Genomic DNA, 22174 nt, shown 5'->3' on the forward strand with positions numbered 1-22174 from the left:
AGAATTTTGCAAAATTCTGAAAGAGCTAAAGGAGGAGACAGGGTGAGTATTAAAAGAGCGCTCGTCAGCGTATCGGATAAGCGAGGGATCGTGGAATTTTGCCGCGAGTTGTCCAAATTGGGTGTGGAGATCGTTTCGACAGGGGGAACGAGCAGCTTGTTGTCGAAGGAGGGCATTCCTGTCATCGGCATTTCCGAGGTAACGGGTTTTCCTGAAATTATGGATGGACGTGTTAAAACACTCCACCCTGCGGTACACAGCGGCTTGCTGGCTGTTCGGGATAATGAAGAGCATCAGCGTCAGATGAAAGAGCTTGGATTGGGTTATATTGATCTGGTCGTTGTGAATCTGTATCCTTTTGCGGAAACGATTGCCAAACCCGGTGTAACTTATGAGGACGCGATTGAAAATATCGACATCGGCGGGCCAACGATGCTTCGTTCTGCGGCAAAAAATCATGCTTTTGTCAGTGTGGTGGTTGATGCTGATGACTATAGCACAGTGTTGGAGGAAATTCGTAAGGATGGCGATACGGAGCTGAATACCCGTAAGCGTTTGGCTGCAAAAGTGTTCCGCCATACGGCGTCATACGACGCTTTGATATCCGATTATTTGTCGAATGTGACAGGTGAGCCGTTGCCTGAGCGTTACACTGTAACCTATGAAAAAATCCAGGATTTGCGTTATGGCGAAAATCCGCATCAGCAGGCGGCATTTTACCGTGAGCCATTGGCGGCAAAGGGTACACTGACAACAGCGAAACAACTTCACGGCAAAGAGCTGTCTTACAATAACATCAATGATGCTAATGCAGCTTTGCAAATTGTCAAAGAATTCAGCGAACCTACAGTAGTAGCAGTTAAGCATATGAATCCTTGCGGTGTGGGAATTGGCGGCAGTATTTATGAAGCGTACAGCAAGGCGTATGCAGCTGATCCAACCTCGATTTTTGGCGGCATCGTAGCGGCTAACCGGATTATTGATGGTGATACAGCAAATAAGCTGAGTGAGATCTTTTTGGAAATTGTACTGGCACCGGGATTTACGAAAGAAGCATTGGAGATTTTAACGAAAAAGAAAAATATTCGTTTGCTTGATTTGGGTGAGCTTTCCCGGTCTGAACAGGTGGAAAGCCGCTTCGTCGTGACTTCCATTGAAGGTGGCATGGTCGTTCAGCAAAATGACATTCACGCTGTAGACTCGGATGCACTTACAGTTGTAACGGAGCGGGCACCATCCGAGGAAGAACTGAAACAGCTTTTGTTTAGCTGGAAAGTGGTTAAGCATGTGAAATCCAACGCCATCGTACTGGCGGCAGATAATATGACCATTGGCGTAGGCGCTGGACAAATGAACCGTGTCGGTGCGGCCAAGATTGCTATCGAGCAGGCTGGTGACAAAGCAAAAGGTGCCGTACTGGCATCCGATGCATTTTTCCCGATGGGCGATACGTTGGAGTTGGCAGCTAAAGCAGGCATCACAGCAGTTATTCAGCCGGGCGGCTCCATCAAAGACGAAGAGTCCATCAAGGTTGCTAACGAATACGGCATTGCCATGGTCTTTACAGGCGTACGTCATTTCAAGCACTAACTTGTATGAGTTGAGGATGCAGCAGCATTTTCACCTGAACAATCTTAATGGGAGCGGGAGGAATCACCTGAATGGATATTTTGGTTATCGGAGGGGGCGGCCGCGAACATGCAATTGTGTGGTCGCTGAAGAAAAGCCCCAAGGCCGGACAAATCTATTGCGCACCAGGCAATGCTGGTATCGGACAGTTAGCGGAGTGTGTGCCGATTCCGGTGAGTGACTTTGACGCGCTGACAGAACTGGCGGAATCCAAAAAGGTCGGACTTGTCGTGGTTGGCCCCGATGATCCGCTGGCAGATGGCATTGTGGATGCTTTTGAAGCGAAAGGCATTCCCGTATTCGGACCGCGTAAAAATGCAGCGGAAATTGAAGGTAGCAAAATCTTCATGAAGGATTTGCTCCATAAATATCATATTCCGACAGCAACCTATCGTAAGTTTTATACTTACGAGGAAGCACATGCATACTTGAAGGAGCAACCGATCCCGATCGTCATTAAGGCAGACGGACTGGCGGCAGGCAAAGGGGTAACGGTCGCTTACTCGATGGAGGAAGCGGAAAAGGCTCTCTCTGACATTATGGTGACCAAGGTGTTTGGTGAAGCCGGGGCACAAGTCGTGATTGAGGAGTTTCTGGCTGGTCAGGAAATGTCGATTCTCTCCTTTGTCGATGGTGAAACGGTTCGTCCGATGGCCGCGGCGCAAGACCACAAGCCTATTTTTGATAATGACAAAGGGCCAAATACAGGCGGCATGGGTACGTATTCTCCATTGCCTCACATAGCCAATTCCATTATTGAGGAAGCTATTGAGACGATTATTAAGCCGACGGCCAAGGCCATGGTTGCTGAAGGGCGTCCATTCCGAGGTGTATTATTTGCCGGATTGATGATTTCGCCGGACGGCAAGCCGAAGACCATTGAGTTTAATGCACGTTTCGGTGATCCGGAAACTCAAGTGGTTCTGCCTCGTTTGAAATCCGATCTGCTCGATATTTTTCTCGCTGCTGTAAATGGCACGCTGGATCAGGTGGAGATTGAGTGGAAGGATGAAGCGGCGGTGTGCGTGGTGCTGGCATCCGGAGGTTATCCTGCAGCTTACGCCAAAGGCGTACCTATCCACGGATTGGAACAGGTAGACGAAGCTATTGTATTCCATGCTGGAACGGGCATCAACGAACAGGGTGAGTGGGTAACGAACGGAGGACGCGTACTAGGCGTGGTTGGCTTGGGGCGTGACATTGCCGAGGCACGTGACAAAGCTTACGAACAGGCGGATCGTATTACCTTTGAAGGTAAACAAAACCGTACGGATATTGCGGCAAAAGCATTGCTGTAGCAGCAACATATAGGATAAAGAGAACCTCTGTGGAGGTTCTCTTTTTGTTTAAAGAAAATAAAGTTGTAGACTGAGCAAATAAAGCGTTTTCTTAGTGCTTGGATTAATATAAGGCTCCTTTAGAAGCACTACATGCTACCCGCGTATGTTCTTTAAATAATATTTGGCGCTGGAGCTTCCTTTTTTATTGAACTCCCATGAAAGTTAAAGCAGCTAAAAACCCGAAAAAGACAATAACAAAATAGACCTAGCCAAATGATTTTTTTTAAAAAAGGCACTGCCTGAGAAGAGTTATGAAATTAAAGTATCAAAGATTTTTCAAGGCTGAACGTAAAAATGAGGCTGGTGTAAAGGTTGTTTTAGTTCATTTAAATGCTTAAACTAACGGTTAATAGTAGGTTCAAGTAATCGATGAGACGAAGAGGGGAAACCGAAATGAAGACGATCAAGTGCATGATGGACCACCTGTACTGGGCGGACGGACGCATCCTGGACGCGCTCGAGAAGAGTGAGACGAAGAACAAGGACCTTCTGAAGCTGGTTCGGCACGTCGCGGTCGCGGAACGAGTCTGGCTGTCCCGATTGCCGGGCAAGGGCAGCGCCCAATATTCGTTGTGGGAGGAAGCAGAAGACCTGACGGCGATCCGGACGATGTTCGAAGAAAACGCCGAGCAATATCGCGTCTATATCGAAGGACTTGAGGAATCCGAGTTGGACGAGATGATCGACTATGCGAATCAGAGCGGGGTTCCGTTCCAAACGTCCGTCCGGGACATCCTGTCACAGGTCCTCTTACATGGGCAATATCACCGGGGACAGATCAACCGGGCGCTTCGGATCGAATCGGTAGAGCCTGTCCAAGTCGATTACATCACGTTCGCGAGGCTCTAACAGGGCCTAATAATCACCATTATTCGGAATGGGATTGGCATTGAACGACGGGTACGATATCTCAACAAATTGCTTTTACCATATAAGAGCAACATGCTAATGTATATTAGCAGACGATGATGTTTTATAAGTGATAAGAACCTACACTGCCTTATTTAGGATCAAAGAGAGCCCATACCCTTATAAATTGGAAAATTCATTTGCTTCCAAATACGGTTATGGGCTTATTTACTTTTCATAAGCACTACACCACATTAGACTGCCGGTACTTGTTTAAGCTAACGGGCAGGATAGTTCAAATACGTGGTATCATGTGGTGAGTAATTAATGGAGCCCTCTTTTACAATGTTGAGAATGAGGGAAATCGTGGTCGGCTTGGAATGGGAAGGTTTGTATAGAGAATTGTTGGGAGATGGAAACCAATTGCTTATGGAAGGCGCAATGGATGTCTGTCATCGCTTATCAAAGACCCATCGAATGTTCGTAATCACGTATGGTATCACTCACACGCAAATCAAACGCTTGAAGCAGTCTGGGCTATATAAGTTTTTCGAGGATATCTTTGATTCGCAAAGCATTGGTTATCAAAAACCGAAGGGAGAATTTTTCAATTACGTCATAAGTCATATTTCAGATGGTGGTCTTCAGTCGGGCATTGACACCTGTTGGGTCAACAGAACCGGACAAAGAAGTCCGGCAGAAATTAAAAGCACATATACAATCTCAAACTTAATGGAGCTCACTTCCATCTGTTAGGCTGTAAAAACAAACGCTTGTGCCGCCTCAATTATCACTTTTTGGTGACTATATCACAAAAAAGTGGGTACTGTTTTTCTTGTAACTTTTCCCCCATACTATCGTTCATAGGAGGTTCATGAAGCAGACAGAGCATCCTATACCATATAAATCATTATAAAAGGAGTGTAATAGAATGGGGAAATTTGACGGGAAGGTAGCAGTTGTAACCGGAGGTACAAGCGGCATCGGTCTCGCGTCGGCACAACAGTTCGTAAAAGAAGGGGCTTACGTTTTTATCACGGGACGCAGACAACGTGAACTGGATGAAGCAGTAAAGCAGATCGGAAAGAATGTTACAGGTGTCCGAGGTGACATATCTAAATCGGAAGATCTAGATATATTATTTGAAACAGTTAAGCGAGAAAAGGGACACTTGGACATTCTCTTTGCAAATGCCGGACTAGGGTCATTGCTTCCATTAGGAGAAATTACAGAAGCACAATACTACAAGACTTTCGATGTCAACGTGAAAGGAACCATCTTTACAGTACAAAAGGCATTAGCTTTGTTTCCAAATAAAAGAGGTTCGATTATTCTAACGGGATCCACTGCTGGCTCGACGGGGATGCCAGCGTTTAGTATCTATGGTGCATCCAAGGCAGCGATCAGACAGCTCGTCCGCAGCTGGATTCTTGATATGAGAGGGACCGAAATTCGTATAAACATCCTTAGTCCGGGAACAATCGTAACGCCGGCGTACGATGAGTTATTTGGCTCTGAACTAGATCATTTACTGGAACAGGCAAAAAATGATATTCCGCTCGGCAGAGTGGGGCAGGTTGAAGAGATCTCCAATGCTGTCATGTTCCTAGCCTCTAATGAAAGCAGCTATATGAACGGCGTTGAATTATTCGTAGATGGCGGAGTAGCTCAAGTTTAACCAGGACATAGTAATTTTCAAACGACAAAGATTTTTAAATCAACTTAAAGGCGATTGTATTATCCCCTCCATGTAACGTTCAATTTTTCCTTCAGTGATCCTTGAAGGATCAAGCGATACATGAAGGGGATATTCTTAGATCGGGAGATGGTGTATTGATATGAAAACATTTTTCTGTGAACTGGAAGTTACACTAGAGGTTATCGGAGGAAAGTGGAAGGGGCTTGTTCTGTACTATTTAATAAAAGGACCTAAACGGACGGGAGAGCTTAAGCGACTCGTTCATAATATATCGCAAAAGATGCTGATTCAAACTCTTCGGGAACTGGAAACAGACGGATTAATTCGCAGAAAGATGTACAATCAGGTACCGCCTAAGGTGGAATATTCAACGACGGAACTGGGTCAATCACTTGAACCCATTTTGAGATCGCTTTGTGATTGGGGGGGGGATTACGCAGAGCAATCCTTCGCTCCGGGCGAGATTGAGATTTTGTATCTGGATTAACTGTCGGGGGACAAGAGCATAGTCCCATTTGAAGTCGCTATTTTAGCGGCTTTTTTGTTTTATCGTTTTACGTTGATGTTTTCGAGTGATGAGCAATATTCTAGTACAGGTTACTTCGTAATTAACAAGGTGCACTACAAAACTAAGGACACAAAACTTGTCTCAGAGATTAATAAGTACGTCTTGGATTATGGCAAAAGCATCATGCCCCAGCTGTTGCCAGGAGTCTGAGCAAACAAGTAAGCGGTTGAGGCTAATGACAGAACCCATTACGCTAACGAGAAACGTTAGTTTAATAAAACAGCGGTAGTCTGAGACTGCCGCTGTCTTTTTTGTTGGCGCCAGTCTAATACTTATTTTATGGGATCTGTCGGTTTTTAAAATTTAAAAGCCGCTTGGAGCAGCAAAACTTTATTTTCTTCTGACACTTTTTTCTTTGACAAAAGTATACTTATCCTATAGGATTAAAAATACAAAACTGACTGACTGATCAATCGGGAGGAGGAAATCCATGCAGCCACGGAAGGCGAAGCAGTCCGAGATTGACTCAAATGACCAACCTGCTGAGCATGCGGGAGAAGAAACAGACCGCAGAACACAGCTTCTTCACATTGCATTAAAGCGGTTCGCCGAGCAGGGTTACCACCAAACGAAGATTTCAGATATCGTGGTAGAGGCGGGAGTAGCCCAAGGCACGTTTTATTGGCATTTTAAAAGCAAAGAGGCACTGGCGCTGGAGATTATCGCCACCGGTCGTGAACAACTACTGTCAGCGATTGGACAGGGATATCGCCGTGATGCGGGAACGCTGGCTGATATGGTTAAGGCTTCGGAAGCGCTGTTTGGTCGATTATTTGATTTTGCATTGGAGAACCGCTATCTGATGGGGTTGCTGCTGATCGGCAGCGGTGTCGATGAACCGGTGCGCCAGAGTATCCGAGAGACAAGGGCTGCGATGGAGCTGGCATTCCGGCGCAATATGGAAAGAGCGATCGAGCTGAACATGTTGCCTGCTGAATTGGATGTCGAATTAAGGGCGGCACTACTCATGAGCATGATCGAAGGTGTCATTACACGCTGGCTATTCGGTTCAGAGGGAACACATGACCACATCACGCAGATAACTGCTAAAAGATTGGCAGAAGAAGCGGCTAATTTTGAATTTTACGGATTATTAGGTCAAAGCTAGAGGGTCAACATCGCATGAATGGGTAGTTGGCAATAAATAATATAGCCAAATCACATATATGAACTCAATCATTTACATCCAGACAGGAGAGAAGGATACATGAAAACACGTAAAAAAGGGTTCTTGGTAACTATACTTATGGCTCTGGCATTGTTCAGCCTTGTGCTGAGCGCTTGCGGTACTAAGCCAGAAGCTTCTAATACTAGCAATGGAGCGGGTAGCAGTAATGTGGCAGCGAGTAACCAGCTCGAAGCAATCAAAAAGGCTGGTGTAATGAAGGTAGGCATGATGGGCACCTATCCGCCGTACAATTTTTTGAACGATAACAAGGAATTGGACGGATTTGATGTAGATATTGCCAAAGAATTGGCGAAGCGGATTGGAGTGAAACCGGAGTTCACGGCACAAGAATTTTCGGGACTGGTTCCAAGTTTGCAAAAGAAAAAATTCGATGCAGTGATTAGTCAGGTGACGATTACAGAGGATCGTAAGAAGGCCATTGACTTCACAGAGCCTTATATCACAAACAATGTAAACATTATCGTAAACAGCAAAACAAATGATATTACCAAGCTGGAGGACTTTAAAGGTAAAACTATTGGTGTCGGCTTGGGAACGAATGATGAATCTTATCTGCGGAATGAAGTACTGCCGAAGGTAGGCGATTTTGAGATTAAAACGTATGATGATGTCATTACTTCCTTAAAGGATCTAAACTCTGGTCGTATTGACGCAACCATCAACAATCTGTATGCTCTCAAGCCCATTATCGATAAAAACGGGTTCCAAATTAAAGCCGTAGGCGAGCCGATTAAATCGGATCAAGCGGGTGTAGCCATTAACCAGAAAACTCCTGAGCTCAAAGAAGCCTTGAACAAGGCTTTGAAGGAAATGAAGGAAGACGGCACTTATAAAACAATTTTCAAAAAGTGGTTTGGCGAGGAGCCAAAAGAATAACGTAAGCCTGTTAGAGGCGTCTGGCTCCAGTCTTGGCTTTTATGCTGACATGGGGCCACTCGTCTGAAAGAAGGGAATATAACCGATGCTTGAATTAATGTGGGAGAACGTCCCTTTTTTATTAAAGGGTGCTTATTATACGCTATATATTACGATTGTCTCTATGTTTTTTGGCCTAATCATTGGTTTGGTTGTTGCTGTGGCCCGGTTGAAGGGGAATCGACCCGTGCGATGGCTGGCGCGCATGTATGTATCGATCATCCGGGGGACGCCGGTTTTGGTGCAGATTGCGGTCATTTATTATGGACTGGATGATTATGGAATATCATTCGGATCGCTGACGGCTGCTTGTCTGGCACTCAGTATTAATACAGGTGCGTACTTATCGGAGACGTTCCGTGGAGCTATTTTGGCCGTACCCCAGGGTCAGACCGAGGCAGCTTATGCGACGGGAATGTCGCCCGGTCAAACGATGTGGCGTATTATTCTTCCTCAGGCGGTACGCATTGCAATTGCACCGATGGGGAATACATTTGTGGGCATGCTGAAAGAAACGTCGCTGGTGTCGGTGATCGGGGTCAGTGAATTGATGCGCCAGGCACAGCTTTTACAGGCGCAGTATTTGCGCTACATGCCGTTTCTGCTCGAAATTGGCCTGATGTACTGGATTATGAGCATTGGATTCTCCGCTATACTGGAGCGGGTGGAAAAACGTCTGGCTCGAGCTTATTAAGGTGGAGATGATAGATGATGATAACAACAAGCGGATTAGGTAAACGATTCGGACAGGTAGAGGTTCTGAAAAGCATTGATTTTCAGGTTGCCGCTCGTGAAATCGTCGTATTACTCGGCCCGAGCGGCTCAGGTAAAAGTACCTTGCTGCGCTGCCTGAACGGTCTGGAAGAGCTGTCTTCCGGCAAGTTTGAGGTGAATGGGATTGAGGTCGATGCTACAGCTCCCGTTCGTGTCCGCCAAGCAGCCATTCGTGATATTCGCAAACAGACAGGGATGGTGTTCCAGCAATTCAATCTGTATCCGCACAAAACCGCGATCGGCAATGTCATTGAAGGACTGCTGACCGTAAAAAAAATGCCGCGCGACAAGGCTATGTCCATCGGACAACGGTTGTTGGAGCGGGTGGGGTTATCGGACAAGCAGGATGTACATCCTTCACGTCTGTCCGGTGGACAGCAGCAACGGGTAGCCATTGCGCGTGCGCTGGCGATGGACCCGGCAATTATGCTGTTCGACGAGCCGACATCGGCGCTTGATCCCGAGCTGGTAGGGGAAGTGCTGGGTGTTATGCGAGAATTGGCTCAAGACGGGATGACGATGGTCGTGGTTACCCATGAGATGAAATTTGCTCGTGAGGTGGCGGACAAGGTCGTATTTATGGCAGATGGTATCATTTTGGAGGAGGCAGCGCCACAGGCGTTTTTTGATACTCCCCAGCATGAGAGAACACAGAAATTTTTACGCCAAATCAGTGAATTTTAAAATAAGATCGAGGATGAATCATAGATTATTAAAATGGAAAGAAGGCCTTTGAACATGAAAGTATCTACAACTTGGCACGGTAAACGCGCGTTTACTTCGGAGGGACCATCCGGTTATTCGGTAGGGATGGATGCTACGGCGGCTTATGGCGGTGATGGTAAAGGAATGACACCCATGGAACTGCTGTTGGCAGGTCTGGCAGGATGTATGGGTATCGATATCACAATGATTTTGGATCGTTTCTTGTCGGACATTGCTCGTATTGATATTGACGCAGAAGGTACGCGCAAGGAAGAAACGCCGACAGGCTTTACAGCGATTGATCTGACATTCCACGTAGATGGAGATATTCCGGATTACCGCGTATGGAAAGCAATTCAGATGGGTAAGGAAAAATATTGTGCCGTATCCGATTCCTTAAAAGCGGAAATTCGAATGCACCTCATTTTGAATGGAACTGAAGTACCCTATCCAGCATAAGTGTTGAAGAATAATGAAAGAGAGTCAGCCTGTTTTATATACAGGAGGCTCTCTTTTTTGTGTTATTTGAAAATATGACACGTAATGAAACTTTTTGTACTGTATTTTCGTTTAAAATAGAAATTGAAATATAAAAATGGAAAAATAAACCTATGTATGAAATGCATACAGGGGGAGGTTATAGTGAAACGAAAGTGCCTTATCATAATAGCAACTATTGTGGCTACAGTGCTCATCGTTATGGGTGTGACAACAGGATTACTATCTTTCATGCAGAATCAAGTGGCTAATCCTCCAAATACTGTCCGACCCACAACTGCGATTGTAGCCGAGGTTCAGGGTGAAACGAAGGAACAGGATGCTGCTCGGTGTTTGCTTCATTTTGTGGAGACGAATGCAGAAAAGGTTTCGATTACGATTCTGAGAGATGGAAAAAAGCTGGCAGGCCAAGAAGAGAACCGGATGATGCCTTTGGCGAGCACTGTCAAAACGATCATTGCGATTGAATATGCCAAGCAAGCGGCGGTGGGTCAGATTAACCCGGATAAGAGAGTGAAGCTGATTTCGCTGGAAAGGTTTTATTTGCCGGGTTTGGATGGTGGTGCTCACGCGGCGTGGCTACAGGATATGGAAGCTAAAGGGCGGATACAGAATGAAACTGTATCTGTACGTGAGGTTGCCAAGGGGATGATTCAATTCAGTTCCAACGCCAATGCGGAGTATTTAATGGACAAACTGGGGTTGGAAGCGATCAATCGGACGAGAGCCAACTTGGGTTTGCAAAATCATGATCCTATTTATCCTTTTGTATCCTCTATTCTGATTCCTTACGAACGTATGAAGGAGAGCCAAGATGAGAATTGGAATAATACAAAGAATAATATTTCTGCCAAAGAAGCCATCGAGGCGATGTCTGACACGGAGTTTCGCCGATATGCCCGTGTGATTCATAACAAGCTGCGCCGTGATGTGAGTGGTTCTTACAAGAGAAACGCAGATATTAAGACCTGGTATGACCAGGATTATGACCGTATCAATACGGATCGTTTTATAGCTTCAACGACAGCCGATTATGCCTTTTTAATGAGTAAGCTGAACCGCCGTCAAGGGTTCACAAAAGTTGAGCAAAAGTTATTGTCCGAGGTCATGGAGAAACCTCTTATGGTTCTTCCTGAAAACCAGCAATTTCTGAAACATACTGGGCAAAAAGGTGGCTCCACAGCTTACGTTTTGACACTGGCCATGTATGCGACAGATAAGGAAGGGCATTTGACAGAGCTAGCTGTCTTTTTTAACGATTTGGATCCTAACACAAATGCCAGCTTGCCTGAAATGATAAATGATTTTAAAAAGAGATTACTACATGATAAATCGTTTACAAAAGAAATTAATCAGCGTATCGGTGTACAGGTGAGAAGGTAACGCAGCTAAACGCTACGGTATAATACAGCGTTTAGCTGCGATGCGCAACTCCTTATCCTCATCCTATCCGCTGCCTTTCTGTTTGCGTTCCCGTAGTAATAGATACAAAAAATATGGCGCGCCAATGACGGCTGTCACGATGCCAGCGGGAATTTCGAGCGGCGGCTTCAGACCCCGTCCGAGCGCGTCGGAGAGGACGAGAATCAGCGCGCCGATCATCGCCGAGCCGGGCAATAGATAGCGGTGGCGATTGCCAAATAACCGTCGTGCCAGATGCGGTGCCAGCAGTCCGATAAATCCGATGGAGCCGATGGCAGCGACACAGGAGGCAGCCAAGGCGACTGACACGGCTAGCAGTCCTGTACGCACACGCTTCACGCTAAGTCCCAGCCCAGCAGAGCTTTCCTCATCTAGGCTCATAATATCCAGCTTGCGCTGTAGTGCATAGGCGAGAGGTAGTAACACGATTAACCACGGCAGTAGCCCGTACACTTCGTCCCAGCCTTTGCCCCACAGACTTCCAGCTAGCCAAGTGAGCGTGTCGCTGGCTTCGAGTGGATACTTGACCAGTATATAGTCGGTCGCAGCCTGAAAAATAGCGCCCACCGCCAGTCCGGTCAAGGCTAGCATGTTGGGACGCATGCCTCCCTTCATCGAAAGCTGTACGAGCAACAGTGCTGCTAGCCCGGCACCGACAAAGGCGGCTACAGGCAACAGCGCCACTGGGGATGAGGGGAGCAGTACGATGACGAGAACCGCCGCAAAGCCGGCCCCTTTGGATACACCTACCACATCTGGTGAGGCTAGCGGGTTGCGGATCATGCCTTGCAGCAGAACACCGGCCACTGCCAGCCCAGCTCCGGCCATGATGGCCAGCAGGCCGCGCGGCAGCCGATAATGGTGAACGATGAACCAGGAAGAGGCATCCCGGTCAGTCAGAGCCGCGATCAGCTCAGAGGGCGTAATGTAGGTGCTGCCTACGCCTATAGCTATAAAAGCAACACTCAGCATGAGCGCGAGTAAAATCCACAGTTTTTTCATCGTGAAGCCCTCCCGTTCTTATGCGCTAGATATAAAAAGAAGGGCGCGCCCACCAGTGCGGTTACAATGCCAACGGGCGATTCATAAGGAAATGCAATAAATCGTCCAAGCACGTCTGCATAGGTCAGCAGAAGACCTCCGCAGATTGCAGACAGGGGGATGATCCGTCTGTAATTGTCGCCTGTAAACATCTTGATGATATTCGGTACCATCAGGCCCAAAAAGCCGATGGACCCGGCTACCGCTATGGCAGAGCCTGCCAGCATAATCACTGAGGCCGAGGCCAGTAGACGGACAAGACGTACGTTTTGTCCCAATCCCTGTGCGACCTCCGTCCCGAGGCTCAGCACAGATAGCGAAGGGGCTAGCGCCAGTGCAAGAATCATACCCACGGCAAACCATGGCAGCACCAGACGCGTGTCGGCCCATGTGGACCCGTCGATGGCTCCGGCGAGCCAATACAGCACATCAGATATTTGCTCGTTAAACACGAGCAGTCCCTGGGTGATGGAGGCCAGCAGCAGATGCACGGCCATCCCGGCTAGGGCCAGCTTGACCGGCGTCATGCCCGCCGTTCCGGCCAGCGCATATACGAAGGAGCCGCCTGCGATGGCCCCGGCGAAAGCAAAATAAATGCTGCCGGACGATCCGATATTCGGCAGCAGCACGACGGACAGCACGACAGCCAGCGAAGCGCCTGAGCTGACCCCGAATACCTGCGGCGAAGCCAGCGGGTTGCGTGTGATGGCCTGCATCAGGGCTCCTGCCACGGCAAGCCCGGCCCCGACGATTAGGCCAATAACGGCACGCGGTAGGCGGACCGTCAAGACAATGAGCTGATCCTTGGACGGGTGCTCGGTGAACAGCGCAGTCAGCATGGTGGGGATGTCCATCCTGACTGGGCCAATCGCCACGCTGAGTAGCAATCCAGCCAGCAACGCAGCGATAAGTGCAAAGAAGACCGGCTTATTCAGCCGGTCGCGTGAGGCTTGTCCGATCAATGGGAGCCGTCTCCTTTACTTTGCGCGGGATACAGAAGCGAAATGGCTTGCTCCAGTATTTTCTCGGCTGAGCCGAGTCCACGGTACCGGGTCCATAGTGCCCGGTTTACTTCGTAAACTTCCCCTTTTTTGACGGCTGTAATGTTTTGCCAAAGCGGGTTTTGCTTCCATTCCGCAATCAGCTTCTCGTCGGCTTCCACCAAAAAGATCACATCAGGATCCGCTTGTGAAATCTGTTCCAGCGTCAGCTTGACGGTAGGTTCGCTTGTATTTTGAAGGGCGTTGTGGATACCTGCTTGCTCCAGCAGTTGTCCATCAAAGGATGAAGCGCCGTGAGCCGATAGTGAATCAGAACGGAATACCCCTAGCAATACGCTGCGTGGCTCACCCGCTTGGATGCCTTCTTTCAACTTTTTCATTGTAGCTTTATGCGCCGCGAGAATTTGCTCGCCTTTTTCCTTCTCACCCAACGCATCGGCGATGACACTGAAGGATGCCAGGTTTTGTTCATAGGAGGAATTTCGGCTCTTTAGAACAATGGTCGGAGCAATCTCGCTTAGTTCTTTGTATATGCTTTTATGACGATTCAGATCGGCAATAATCAAATCCGGCTTCAAGGAGCTGATCGTCTCCAGGTTGGGCTGTTTGCGCGTGCCTACTGGTGTGAAGTTTATTTTCTTGCCGAGCAGCCCCTCAATATCATCGTCATTTTCCTGAGCTATGCCGACAGGTGTTACGCCCAGTTGGGTTGTAGCATCGACAAAAGAGAATTCCAAGGTTACGATTCTTTTGGGTGTACCTGTAACTTTGGTTTCTCCCATCTCATGTTTAATCATTCGAGTGTCGCCTGTTGCTTGAGGTGCTGCTGCGCTGTTATCTTGTGACTGGCTTCCACATCCCGCCATAATGACCGTCAGTAGTGCCAGGATCACTGCAAGCAGCATGCCTGTGCGCAGTGGTTGTTTCGGTGTTGCCATATATTATCCCCCGTTCCAAGTATGCTTACCAGAGAAACTGATAATCATTATCAATCAACTAACTGATGATCATTCTAGCAATCGGGAAGGAGGACGTAAATAATGTGGTCATTTAAACCGTTTTGATCGATTAAATGAATTAAATTCATTAAAATTACGAATGGGAGGAGGGGGAAGTACCAGGACATCAGATATGTAAGGTTTATGCATCCCCCCGTTGTCGGCGATAGATACGCTCCGGTCTGCCAACGGTTCCGTACACCTGATCGTGGTGCGCATCGCCACTTTCCACTAAGTACTCCAGATACCTTCTGGCTGTAGAACGGCTCATACCCAGCTCAATTCCCACTGTACCTGTAGTCACCTCACCCCGTCGATTCAGGAGATCTAACACTTTGTCGCAAGTCACTTTATCGATGCCTTTGGCCCATAGATCTCCAACTACGTTCCCTGCCATCCGACCGGTGCCCGCGCTTTGAAGCAAACTGTCAATTTCCGATTGCTCCACCGTGGATTGTTCTTCCTGCCATGTTGTGACTTGTCGCCGAAACCGGGCGTATTCCTTCAAGGTAGCACGCAATCTCTCAAATACAAGCGGCTTCACGATAAAATCAAACACACCTGCACGAACGGCTTGTACCACTGTTTCAGCTTCTTTGGCGGCAGTCAGCATAACAACATCTGTACCCGGATAGTGTTGCTTGATGAACGATAGCAGGGTTAGACCATCCGTATCAGGAAAATAAACATCCAGCACGACTAGAGGAGGACGGAGTACGTCCAGTTGAAGTTTTGCCTCAAATTCGTTCGTCGCGATTGCACATACGGTGAACCCATCCACCTTTTCAATAAATCGGCGGTTAATCTCCGCAATTCGCGGATCATCTTCAATAATAAGAACCTCAATGTCCGATAAAACCCGCTCATTCATGGGCGTAATCTCCTTTTGCATCATTACTCGTATCAGTTCTTTGTAAAGGAATGTATAACTCAAAAATACTTCCACCACCAGGCCGTTCGTGTACTTCTATAGAGCCGCCCATTCGTTCAGTGTACTCCAGCACGAGAGCAAGGCCATATCCATGTCCAGCTTCTGCTTTGGTCGAAGCTCCTCTGACAAACAGCTTTTCTTGGATATCGTCCGAAATTCCCGATCCGTTATCTGCAACTTCGACGATGATGGCTTCAGTCGTTTCTTCAAGCCGGAACCAGACCTGTCCGTCAGAGATGGAGGACATCGCAACAGCTTCCATGGCATTGTCCAGCAGGTTTCCGACTACGGAAGCGAGAAAGGACCACTCCAACGTAGGAGACTGGGTTGAGAATGCTCCTTTAATATCAGAATGGAGTAAGATCCCTTTTTCCAGCGCCTGTTTCTTCTTGCCGATCAGTAGGCTGGCGATGATTGAATCGGGCAGGAGAGCAGTGGCAATCGGCCTGTGTACACGATATTCCTCTGATTCCTGGGTGATAAAGTCCACCGCTTCGTCATAACACTCCAACTGAATCAGGCCGGATATGAGATACAGCCGATTGGCGTATTCGTGTGTTTGTGATCGCAGTACTTCCGCATAATCTTTGACCTCTGTCAACTGTTGTGTCATTCGGAGCAGTTCGGTCTTGTCACGCAGACTGGCAACTGTTCCCATGATGCGACCGGAACGATCCTGGATCGGCACACGGCTGACGACTACAGTTCGCTGCTGGACCTCAATTTCCTTATTCCATATGTACTGTCCCTGATCTGGCCCCATCGTTGAATGCTCTACTGTGTAATCGGCAACAAGCATATCAACCAGTACATCCGGAACACCAGTCAAGTGACGAAGGTCGCATCCGTAGATAGAGGTTTCCGGTGGGAGTCCGATCAAACGAGCTGCCTGTGGATTGGCAAGTGTGATTTGTCCGTTACTATTTACCGCGATAATCCCTTCGCCGATGGACTCAATAATGGCTTGCTTTTCCTGGTACAACCGTCCGATCTCCACTGGATCCAGTCCATGCAGTGCGCGGCGTACCCGTTGCGCTATAATCAGGCTTCCCAATATGCCGATCATCAGAGCACCCACCATTAACCAGAGCCATGCATATGTGTATGTACGAATATTTTGCTGCACATCTGTCATTAAAAAACCTACAGAGACGAGCCCGATGGCCTTACCTTGCTGATCATAAACGGCTGTTTTGGCGCGTATTGACGGTCCAAGAGAGCCCGTCGATTCAGTGATCAAGGACTGCCCTTGCAGTACCTTATCATTCATGGGGTCTATCATAGGCGTGCCGATGCGCTCCGGGTTTACATGCCACTGCCGGATGAGATGACGATCAGCAATAGTAATAAAATCAGCTCCGCTGCTGGCTTGGACGGGCTTTATGGCCTCGTTGATACGCGAACGCAATTGCGTCGTCTCGGTCCGCTCCAGAGCGTCTCTGACTTGCGCATCTACGGCGAGGGTATTGGCGACGGTTAGCGCCCTTTTTCCGATTTCATCATATAGAGCGGAGGTGATCATATATCGAAAGGATAATCCCAACAGCCCGGTAACTACCAGTACTAAAAGGGATATAAATACTATAAGTTTTGTCTGAAAACGCACATGCCTTCACCGCCGTTAAACAAAATATAGGAGGAACGAATCAGCCGATAATCTCCTCCATACGATCCATTTTACTGCATTACAGAAACGCCCGCACTTTTATTCTATCGAAAGAATGGTCTATAATAGAAATAGTTACATAATACGAGGAGGAACATAATATGATTATTATTCATGCCGATATGAAAGTTTTACCTGAGAAAAGAGAAACTTTTTTGCAACAAACCAAAGGGCTGATCAGCGCATCCCAAGCTGAAGAAGGCAATGTACGTTACACGTTAATGCAGGATCTGAATGATCCTAACGCATTTACGATGGTTGAAGAGTGGAAAGATGCTGCTGCTGTAGATTTCCATAATAATTCTGCCCATTTCCAGGCATTTGTTGCCGCCGCTAAAGAATTGTTGGCTGCTCCGCTTCAAGTGAATGCTTTTCAGGATGCAACTAAACTGTAACCATCCCGTTGGATAATTCATAATCAGGAACAGGAGGAATAGACATGGGGAACATTGCAGATACAACTGTACTGAATAACGGAGTTCAGATGCCTTGGCTTGGTTTTGGTACCTACAAGGCGGAAGGTAATGAGGTCTACGAAGCGGTCAAAACAGCTATTGAGGTCGGTTACCGTCACATTGATACAGCGGCGATCTACGGCAACGAGGAACTGGTTGGACAAGCCATTCGTGATAGTGGAGCGACTAGAGAAAATCTGTTTGTAACCACCAAGCTATGGAATCAGGATCAGGGCTACGATTCAACACTGCGTGCCTTTGAGGAAAGTCGTAAACGGCTGGGTCTGGATATCATTGATCTGTATCTCATTCATTGGCCTGGTAAGGATAAGTACAAGGAAACCTGGAAAGCATTTGAACGCTTGTATGAAGAAGGAAGCGTACGCGCTATCGGCGTTAGTAACTTCCAAGTTCACCATCTCGAAGACCTCCTCCAAGATAGCAACATGGTTCCTGTCATCAATCAAGTGGAGCTTCACCCACGTCTGACACAACAAGAGCTGCATCAATACTGCCGGGAGCACCAGATTCAGCTAGAATCGTGGAGCCCGCTGATGAAGGGGAAATTAACCGAGCAAGCGGACATCGTTGAGATTGCTGCCAAATACGGTAAAACCTCTTCGCAGGTCATTTTGCGTTGGCATCTGGATCGGGGGATTGTGACGATTCCCAAATCGGTAACCGCGCATCGTATTCGCGAAAATGCTGATTTATTCGATTTTGAACTAACGACTGAGGATATTGACCGAATTAATGGTCTTCATCTGGATGAGCGTGTAGGCACCCATCCCGATAAGCTGTTGTTTTAAATAAATATTCACTTGTAAAAAGAACCTCCCATTCTGCGTTTATCGCGGTTTGGGAGGTTCCTTTTTTAGGTTCAGGTGTGGCTTTGTCTATTTATTTGTTTAGCTTACGATACAACAAGTAAGAATAGAGTACAGGAGAGATAACGGATATGATCAGTACGGTTAGGAAAATGACTACTCCCGCCATTCCACCGATCCATGCCGCCACCAATGCTGAAGCACCGCCAAGCATCATCATAGGCCCCCCGAAACGGTGCGTTTTACGCCATACCTCGGGGTTAGACAGAGTCCACGGCGTGCGGATACCGAACGTATAGTTCGGCTGTACCTGAGTCATATAATTCCCCATCACCATCAGCATCAGGCCTATTAACCCTAAAATTATAGCATTCATTTGCAGTCGTATATTCAGGTTATACAGCAGCATTCCCCAACCGGCTATAGCGAGAATGAGCGAAGTGCCTACACGCGTAACCTCATAGGCTTTTGAAAATTTCTCATAATTAGCTCTGTTGGGGTCCATGTGGCGTGCCAATCGAATGACCAGCGGGACTAGGCCCAACAACACGAGCATGATAATAGAACCACTTTTGCTCGTATACCCGTCTGCTGTATTGTTAAAGTTAATATGCGAGACTAGAACATTGGGAAGCCGGTCGTACAGCAGTATAGCGCCTATGGCGGGTGATAAGGCAATCAAAGTTGTCAAAACATCCGTCAAGCTCCAAGGTGTTCGAAATTTCATTCAGATTCCTCCCCATCCTTAATATGATTCACATTTTTCCTGGCAGGGGTATCGGAGTGGGCTATACTGAACATCCAACCGATGACATCCGCCACAACCGTTGTATGCAGGGTGTATATAATGTTTTGCCCCTGTCGTTCATCCAGCACCAGCCCAGCCTGCTTTAGGATATTGAGATGGTGGGAGATGCTGGGTTTGCTAATTTGAAAATGTTCAGCTACTTCGCCTGCGCTCATGCTTTTTTCCTTTAAAAGCTGCAAGATTGTACGCCGGGTCGGATCAGCCAAAGCTTTGAAGGCATCGTTCAAAATACATTTCCTCCTTTAGATATTTAGATAATATTCTAAATATCTAACACCATAGTAAAATACAGCTATACTACATGTCAATGGAACAGGACATCATTTTAGAAAAAATTAACGAGGTCAATTATGTTTGTATAAAGTAGTGAAATGGGCTATAATCAATTTATACAAAAATAAGATTCTTAATTTAAAGTTAATTAGAGGAGGGAATAGATATGAAACACGTCTTTCGTAAAGGAAATGGTCCGCAAGCCCCGGTTATTTTGCTGTTGCATGGTACAGGCGGGAATGAACAAGACCTAATACCTTTGGCTGAGATGGTAGCACCGGGAGCTTCTGTGTTAGGCGTAAGAGGAAATGTGCTGGAAAATGGAATGCCGCGCTTCTTTCGCCGTTTGGCAGAAGGAGTGTTCGACATTGAGGATCTCGTATTTCGTACCAAAGAACTGAGCGAATTTGTGGACACAGCTGCAGAGCAATACGATTTTGACCGTAATAACGTGGTGGCTCTGGGCTATTCCAATGGTGCAAACATAGCCGCCAGCATGCTCTTTCACGATGCAAAAGCGTTACGCGGAGCTATTTTGCACCATGCAATGGTGCCGTTGCGTGGGCTGGACTTGCCTGAATTGAACGGTGTCCCTGTATTTCTGTCTTCCGGTGAAAATGACCCGATTGTTCCGGCTTCGGAATCCCGGGAGCTGCAAGCATTATTGGAGGGAGCCGGAGCGCAGGTGGAAGCATATTGGGAACGCAATGGTCATCAATTGACCCGTACAGAAGCTGCCGCCGCAGGCCAATGGTTTGGAGAGCATTTTAATCTGAGTGGAGAGCAGATTTAAATACCGGATAAGTTAAAATGTTGAGGATAGGGCGAGTAACCTGGTTAAAATCATTGCCCAAAAGAGTCGACTGCTTGTAGGCTGTCGGCTCTTATCCTAGCAGCATTCCTCCAGTTGCCCCCACAAGAACTACCACCCAGGGCGGCAGCTTCCAAAAAACCAGCATCACAAACAAAATGACCGCCAGAGCAAAGTCTATTGGCTTCAGGATGGCGGTAGTCCAAAGCGGATCATACAGCGCAGCCAGCAAAATACCAACCACAGCTGCATTCACTCCTACCAAAGCCCTTTGGATTTTCGGACTGTTTCTTAATTTATTCCAGAACGGAAGTACGCCGACAACAAGAAGAAATGCTGGCAAAAAAATGGCGAGAGTAGCAATCATCGCTCCTGGTAACCCCCAGGCCATAGCTCCAAGGTAACCTGTAAAGGTGAATAACGGCCCTGGAACGGCTTGCGTAGCTCCGTAACCTGCCAAGAAATTCTCTCGGCTAACCCATCCAGTTGGAACAACTTCCCTCTCCAAAAGCGGCAATACCACGTGTCCCCCACCAAATACCAAAGAGCCTGAACGAAAAAAGCTATCGAACAGCGTTAACCATCCCACTTCCTCTGAGGATCTAAGAAGCGGAAGTGCCACAAGCATTGCAACAAATACAATCAAGGAGCAGACCGCAAAAGTTCGGCTAATCGCAATTTGAAGATTGGACGTAATCTCCGCCTCTTGCTTTCGAAAAAGCCATAACCCGATAACACCAGCAGTAACAATGATTAGAATTTGACTGTAAGCTGTATGCCAGGACAACGTAATCACGGCGGAAATCACGGCAATTGTCGCCCTATCCCGATCAGGCGTCAGCTTCTGTCCCATACCTAGAATAGCATGGGCCACAATCGCAACAGCTACGATCTTTAATCCGTGAATCCACCCCGCACTCGCTATATCGTATCCTTGAAGCAAGAAAGCAAACGCAACTAACACAAGAAACGACGGCAGTGTGAAACCAATCCAGGCAGCAAGTCCTCCAAGTAATCCTGCTCTTACAACCCCAATTCCAATGCCAACCTGACTACTGGAAGGACCAGGGAGAAACTGGCAGAGGGCTACAAGATCGGCGTAACTTGCTTCATCCATCCACTTTCGGCGACGTATGTATTCATCATGGAAGTATCCTATATGTGCAATCGGTCCTCCAAAGGAAGTGAGTCCTAATTTTGCGGACACCATCAGCACTTGAAGAAGAGTGGCTAATTGTCCCCTTAGCGGCTCTTGCTTATTCGTTTCCATAAACGGGGCTCCTTTTCTCATATCTTCTAACTTTAATATAACTGAATAATGTAATCTAAATTACTCCATTTTATTAATTTGGCTCAGGCATGCATAAAATGATCCGATAGCGATCAAGCTACGGATTAGCGCTCTACTGAGCGACCCCATGATTAGGAGGCGACAAAGGAATGGCAAAACCAGATAATCGAGCCGATAATGTTGAACACTTGCAACAAAGTATTCAGAACACACAGCAGAACCTGCATGAAGCTGAAGGATATCTGAACGAATTTTCCTCTGAAATCAGCAACGAGGAACGTAAGCAGATCGAAGAAAAAAATAATCGTCGTAAAGAAAGTATTAGATCATTTCGCGAAGAAGTGAAGGACGAAGCAGCTCATTCCCAAGAGTAGTAAAAATAGAGAGGCCCAACTTCGAGTTTTAATTCGGGTGGGGCCTCTTTTTTATGCAAAAATCATCATAACTGTATTCATTTCAATTGCCCCCTATAATGCAGTGGAGA

General features: G+C 47.2%; 24 protein-coding genes. 16 read left to right on the top strand and 8 right to left on the bottom strand.

Annotated elements, in window-relative coordinates; genetic code table 11:
• Positions 1-42 precede the first annotated feature (42 nt).
• From purH to NSS94_RS04535, 12 genes are all read left to right on the top strand, one after another.
• Positions 43-1590, top strand: a complete 1548-nt coding sequence (gene purH / locus NSS94_RS04480) for a bifunctional phosphoribosylaminoimidazolecarboxamide formyltransferase/IMP cyclohydrolase (protein WP_209950366.1) — start codon at positions 43-45, stop codon at positions 1588-1590.
• Positions 1591-1661: 71 nt separating this feature from the next.
• Positions 1662-2927, top strand: coding sequence for a phosphoribosylamine--glycine ligase (purD, locus tag NSS94_RS04485; RefSeq protein ID WP_029516029.1), 1266 nt, complete (start codon positions 1662-1664; stop codon positions 2925-2927).
• 435 nt (positions 2928-3362) lie between these two features.
• Positions 3363-3818, top strand: a complete 456-nt coding sequence (locus NSS94_RS04490) for a DinB family protein (protein WP_165150840.1) — start codon at positions 3363-3365, stop codon at positions 3816-3818.
• A gap of 345 nt (positions 3819-4163) precedes the next feature.
• Entirely contained in the window at positions 4164-4574 is a 411-nt protein-coding gene (locus NSS94_RS04495; protein WP_318628208.1) for a haloacid dehalogenase, read from the top strand.
• 175 nt (positions 4575-4749) lie between these two features.
• Positions 4750-5496, top strand: coding sequence for an SDR family NAD(P)-dependent oxidoreductase (locus NSS94_RS04500; RefSeq protein WP_165149917.1), 747 nt, complete (start codon positions 4750-4752; stop codon positions 5494-5496).
• Between the two features lie 160 nt (positions 5497-5656).
• Complete coding sequence (locus NSS94_RS04505) at positions 5657-6004, top strand: winged helix-turn-helix transcriptional regulator (protein ID WP_017428087.1); 348 nt, start codon at positions 5657-5659, stop codon at positions 6002-6004.
• Between the two features lie 511 nt (positions 6005-6515).
• Positions 6516-7193: a TetR/AcrR family transcriptional regulator gene (locus NSS94_RS04510; RefSeq protein WP_341038757.1), complete on the top strand. Its 678-nt coding sequence runs from the start codon at positions 6516-6518 to the stop codon at positions 7191-7193.
• A 99-nt stretch (positions 7194-7292) separates the two neighbouring features.
• Positions 7293-8150 carry a transporter substrate-binding domain-containing protein gene (locus tag NSS94_RS04515; RefSeq protein WP_039272370.1) on the top strand — a complete coding sequence of 286 codons (858 nt, stop codon included), beginning with the start codon at positions 7293-7295 and terminating at the stop codon, positions 8148-8150.
• Positions 8151-8235: 85 nt separating this feature from the next.
• Entirely contained in the window at positions 8236-8883 is a 648-nt protein-coding gene (locus NSS94_RS04520; RefSeq protein WP_029517154.1) for an amino acid ABC transporter permease, read from the top strand.
• A 14-nt stretch (positions 8884-8897) separates the two neighbouring features.
• On the top strand, positions 8898-9647 hold the full coding sequence (locus NSS94_RS04525; RefSeq protein WP_081317625.1) for an amino acid ABC transporter ATP-binding protein: 750 nt from the start codon (positions 8898-8900) through the stop codon (positions 9645-9647).
• A 54-nt stretch (positions 9648-9701) separates the two neighbouring features.
• Positions 9702-10127, top strand: coding sequence for an OsmC family protein (locus NSS94_RS04530; RefSeq protein ID WP_039272373.1), 426 nt, complete (start codon positions 9702-9704; stop codon positions 10125-10127).
• Between the two features lie 183 nt (positions 10128-10310).
• Positions 10311-11549, top strand: coding sequence for a serine hydrolase (locus tag NSS94_RS04535; protein ID WP_341038759.1), 1239 nt, complete (start codon positions 10311-10313; stop codon positions 11547-11549).
• Positions 11550-11612: 63 nt separating this feature from the next.
• Here NSS94_RS04535 and NSS94_RS04540 read toward each other — a convergent pair whose 3' ends face one another.
• The 5 genes from NSS94_RS04540 to NSS94_RS04560 all read right to left on the bottom strand — a co-directional run bounded on the left by NSS94_RS04540 (position 11613) and on the right by NSS94_RS04560 (position 17165).
• Complete coding sequence (locus NSS94_RS04540) at positions 11613-12590, bottom strand: FecCD family ABC transporter permease (RefSeq protein ID WP_341038761.1); 978 nt, start codon at positions 12588-12590, stop codon at positions 11613-11615.
• A complete protein-coding gene (locus NSS94_RS04545) occupies positions 12587-13591 on the bottom strand; it encodes a FecCD family ABC transporter permease (protein ID WP_165149927.1) in 1005 nt (334 codons plus the stop codon). Before NSS94_RS04545 ends, NSS94_RS04540 begins: the two co-directional genes overlap by 4 nt.
• Positions 13588-14568 (bottom strand): ABC transporter substrate-binding protein, encoded by a 981-nt coding sequence (locus NSS94_RS04550; protein ID WP_165149929.1) that lies wholly within the window; start codon positions 14566-14568, stop codon positions 13588-13590. Before NSS94_RS04550 ends, NSS94_RS04545 begins: the two co-directional genes overlap by 4 nt.
• A 202-nt stretch (positions 14569-14770) precedes the next feature.
• Positions 14771-15499, bottom strand: a complete 729-nt coding sequence (locus NSS94_RS04555; RefSeq protein WP_165149931.1) for a response regulator — start codon at positions 15497-15499, stop codon at positions 14771-14773.
• Positions 15492-17165 carry a sensor histidine kinase gene (locus NSS94_RS04560; protein WP_340931352.1) on the bottom strand — a complete coding sequence of 558 codons (1674 nt, stop codon included), beginning with the start codon at positions 17163-17165 and terminating at the stop codon, positions 15492-15494. Before NSS94_RS04560 ends, NSS94_RS04555 begins: the two co-directional genes overlap by 8 nt.
• Before the next feature lie 161 nt (positions 17166-17326).
• Here NSS94_RS04560 and NSS94_RS04565 point away from each other — a divergent pair, with 161 nt between their 5' ends.
• The gene (locus NSS94_RS04565; protein WP_029517143.1) at positions 17327-17620 is read left to right on the top strand and encodes a putative quinol monooxygenase; all 294 of its coding nucleotides are present in this window, start codon (positions 17327-17329) and stop codon (positions 17618-17620) included.
• Between the two features lie 44 nt (positions 17621-17664).
• Positions 17665-18489 (top strand): aldo/keto reductase, encoded by an 825-nt coding sequence (locus tag NSS94_RS04570; RefSeq protein WP_341038762.1) that lies wholly within the window; start codon positions 17665-17667, stop codon positions 18487-18489.
• 91 nt (positions 18490-18580) lie between these two features.
• On the opposite strand, the gene NSS94_RS04575 is transcribed toward NSS94_RS04570, so the two are convergent.
• Together NSS94_RS04575 and NSS94_RS04580 are read right to left on the bottom strand one after the other, a co-directional pair.
• A complete protein-coding gene (locus NSS94_RS04575) occupies positions 18581-19234 on the bottom strand; it encodes an SdpI family protein (protein ID WP_165149937.1) in 654 nt (217 codons plus the stop codon).
• Complete coding sequence (locus tag NSS94_RS04580; RefSeq protein ID WP_029517140.1) at positions 19231-19542, bottom strand: autorepressor SdpR family transcription factor; 312 nt, start codon at positions 19540-19542, stop codon at positions 19231-19233. The genes NSS94_RS04575 and NSS94_RS04580 overlap by 4 nt, the downstream gene beginning before the upstream one ends.
• A gap of 212 nt (positions 19543-19754) precedes the next feature.
• Between NSS94_RS04580 and NSS94_RS04585 the strand changes: the two genes are divergently transcribed.
• Positions 19755-20381 (top strand): alpha/beta hydrolase, encoded by a 627-nt coding sequence (locus tag NSS94_RS04585; RefSeq protein WP_341038763.1) that lies wholly within the window; start codon positions 19755-19757, stop codon positions 20379-20381.
• 91 nt (positions 20382-20472) lie between these two features.
• Here NSS94_RS04585 and NSS94_RS04590 read toward each other — a convergent pair whose 3' ends face one another.
• Complete coding sequence (locus NSS94_RS04590) at positions 20473-21669, bottom strand: chromate transporter (RefSeq protein ID WP_341038764.1); 1197 nt, start codon at positions 21667-21669, stop codon at positions 20473-20475.
• A gap of 170 nt (positions 21670-21839) precedes the next feature.
• Between NSS94_RS04590 and tlp the strand changes: the two genes are divergently transcribed.
• The gene (tlp, locus tag NSS94_RS04595; protein WP_013308822.1) at positions 21840-22064 is read left to right on the top strand and encodes a small acid-soluble spore protein Tlp; all 225 of its coding nucleotides are present in this window, start codon (positions 21840-21842) and stop codon (positions 22062-22064) included.
• Positions 22065-22174 lie beyond the last annotated feature (110 nt).

The organism is Paenibacillus sp. FSL L8-0644 (genome assembly GCF_038008165.1).
GTDB classification, from domain to species: Bacteria; Bacillota; Bacilli; order Paenibacillales; family Paenibacillaceae; genus Paenibacillus; species Paenibacillus polymyxa_D.

Coding starts and splice junctions, on each gene's coding strand:
- NSS94_RS04490 (WP_165150840.1), top strand. CDS start 3,363: ATGAAGACGATCAAGTGCATGATGGACCACCTGTACTGGGCGGACGGA.
- NSS94_RS04515 (WP_039272370.1), top strand. CDS start 7,293: ATGAAAACACGTAAAAAAGGGTTCTTGGTAACTATACTTATGGCTCTG.
- NSS94_RS04525 (WP_081317625.1), top strand. CDS start 8,898: ATGATGATAACAACAAGCGGATTAGGTAAACGATTCGGACAGGTAGAG.
- tlp (WP_013308822.1), top strand. CDS start 21,840: ATGGCAAAACCAGATAATCGAGCCGATAATGTTGAACACTTGCAACAA.
- NSS94_RS04500 (WP_165149917.1), top strand. CDS start 4,750: ATGGGGAAATTTGACGGGAAGGTAGCAGTTGTAACCGGAGGTACAAGC.
- NSS94_RS04530 (WP_039272373.1), top strand. CDS start 9,702: ATGAAAGTATCTACAACTTGGCACGGTAAACGCGCGTTTACTTCGGAG.
- NSS94_RS04590 (WP_341038764.1), bottom strand. CDS start 21,669: ATGGAAACGAATAAGCAAGAGCCGCTAAGGGGACAATTAGCCACTCTT.
- purD (WP_029516029.1), top strand. CDS start 1,662: ATGGATATTTTGGTTATCGGAGGGGGCGGCCGCGAACATGCAATTGTG.
- NSS94_RS04565 (WP_029517143.1), top strand. CDS start 17,327: ATGATTATTATTCATGCCGATATGAAAGTTTTACCTGAGAAAAGAGAA.
- NSS94_RS04540 (WP_341038761.1), bottom strand. CDS start 12,590: ATGAAAAAACTGTGGATTTTACTCGCGCTCATGCTGAGTGTTGCTTTT.
- NSS94_RS04505 (WP_017428087.1), top strand. CDS start 5,657: ATGAAAACATTTTTCTGTGAACTGGAAGTTACACTAGAGGTTATCGGA.
- NSS94_RS04520 (WP_029517154.1), top strand. CDS start 8,236: ATGCTTGAATTAATGTGGGAGAACGTCCCTTTTTTATTAAAGGGTGCT.
- NSS94_RS04575 (WP_165149937.1), bottom strand. CDS start 19,234: ATGAAATTTCGAACACCTTGGAGCTTGACGGATGTTTTGACAACTTTG.
- NSS94_RS04550 (WP_165149929.1), bottom strand. CDS start 14,568: ATGGCAACACCGAAACAACCACTGCGCACAGGCATGCTGCTTGCAGTG.
- NSS94_RS04510 (WP_341038757.1), top strand. CDS start 6,516: ATGCAGCCACGGAAGGCGAAGCAGTCCGAGATTGACTCAAATGACCAA.
- NSS94_RS04570 (WP_341038762.1), top strand. CDS start 17,665: ATGGGGAACATTGCAGATACAACTGTACTGAATAACGGAGTTCAGATG.
- NSS94_RS04555 (WP_165149931.1), bottom strand. CDS start 15,499: ATGAATGAGCGGGTTTTATCGGACATTGAGGTTCTTATTATTGAAGAT.
- NSS94_RS04585 (WP_341038763.1), top strand. CDS start 19,755: ATGAAACACGTCTTTCGTAAAGGAAATGGTCCGCAAGCCCCGGTTATT.
- NSS94_RS04495 (WP_318628208.1), top strand. CDS start 4,164: ATGTTGAGAATGAGGGAAATCGTGGTCGGCTTGGAATGGGAAGGTTTG.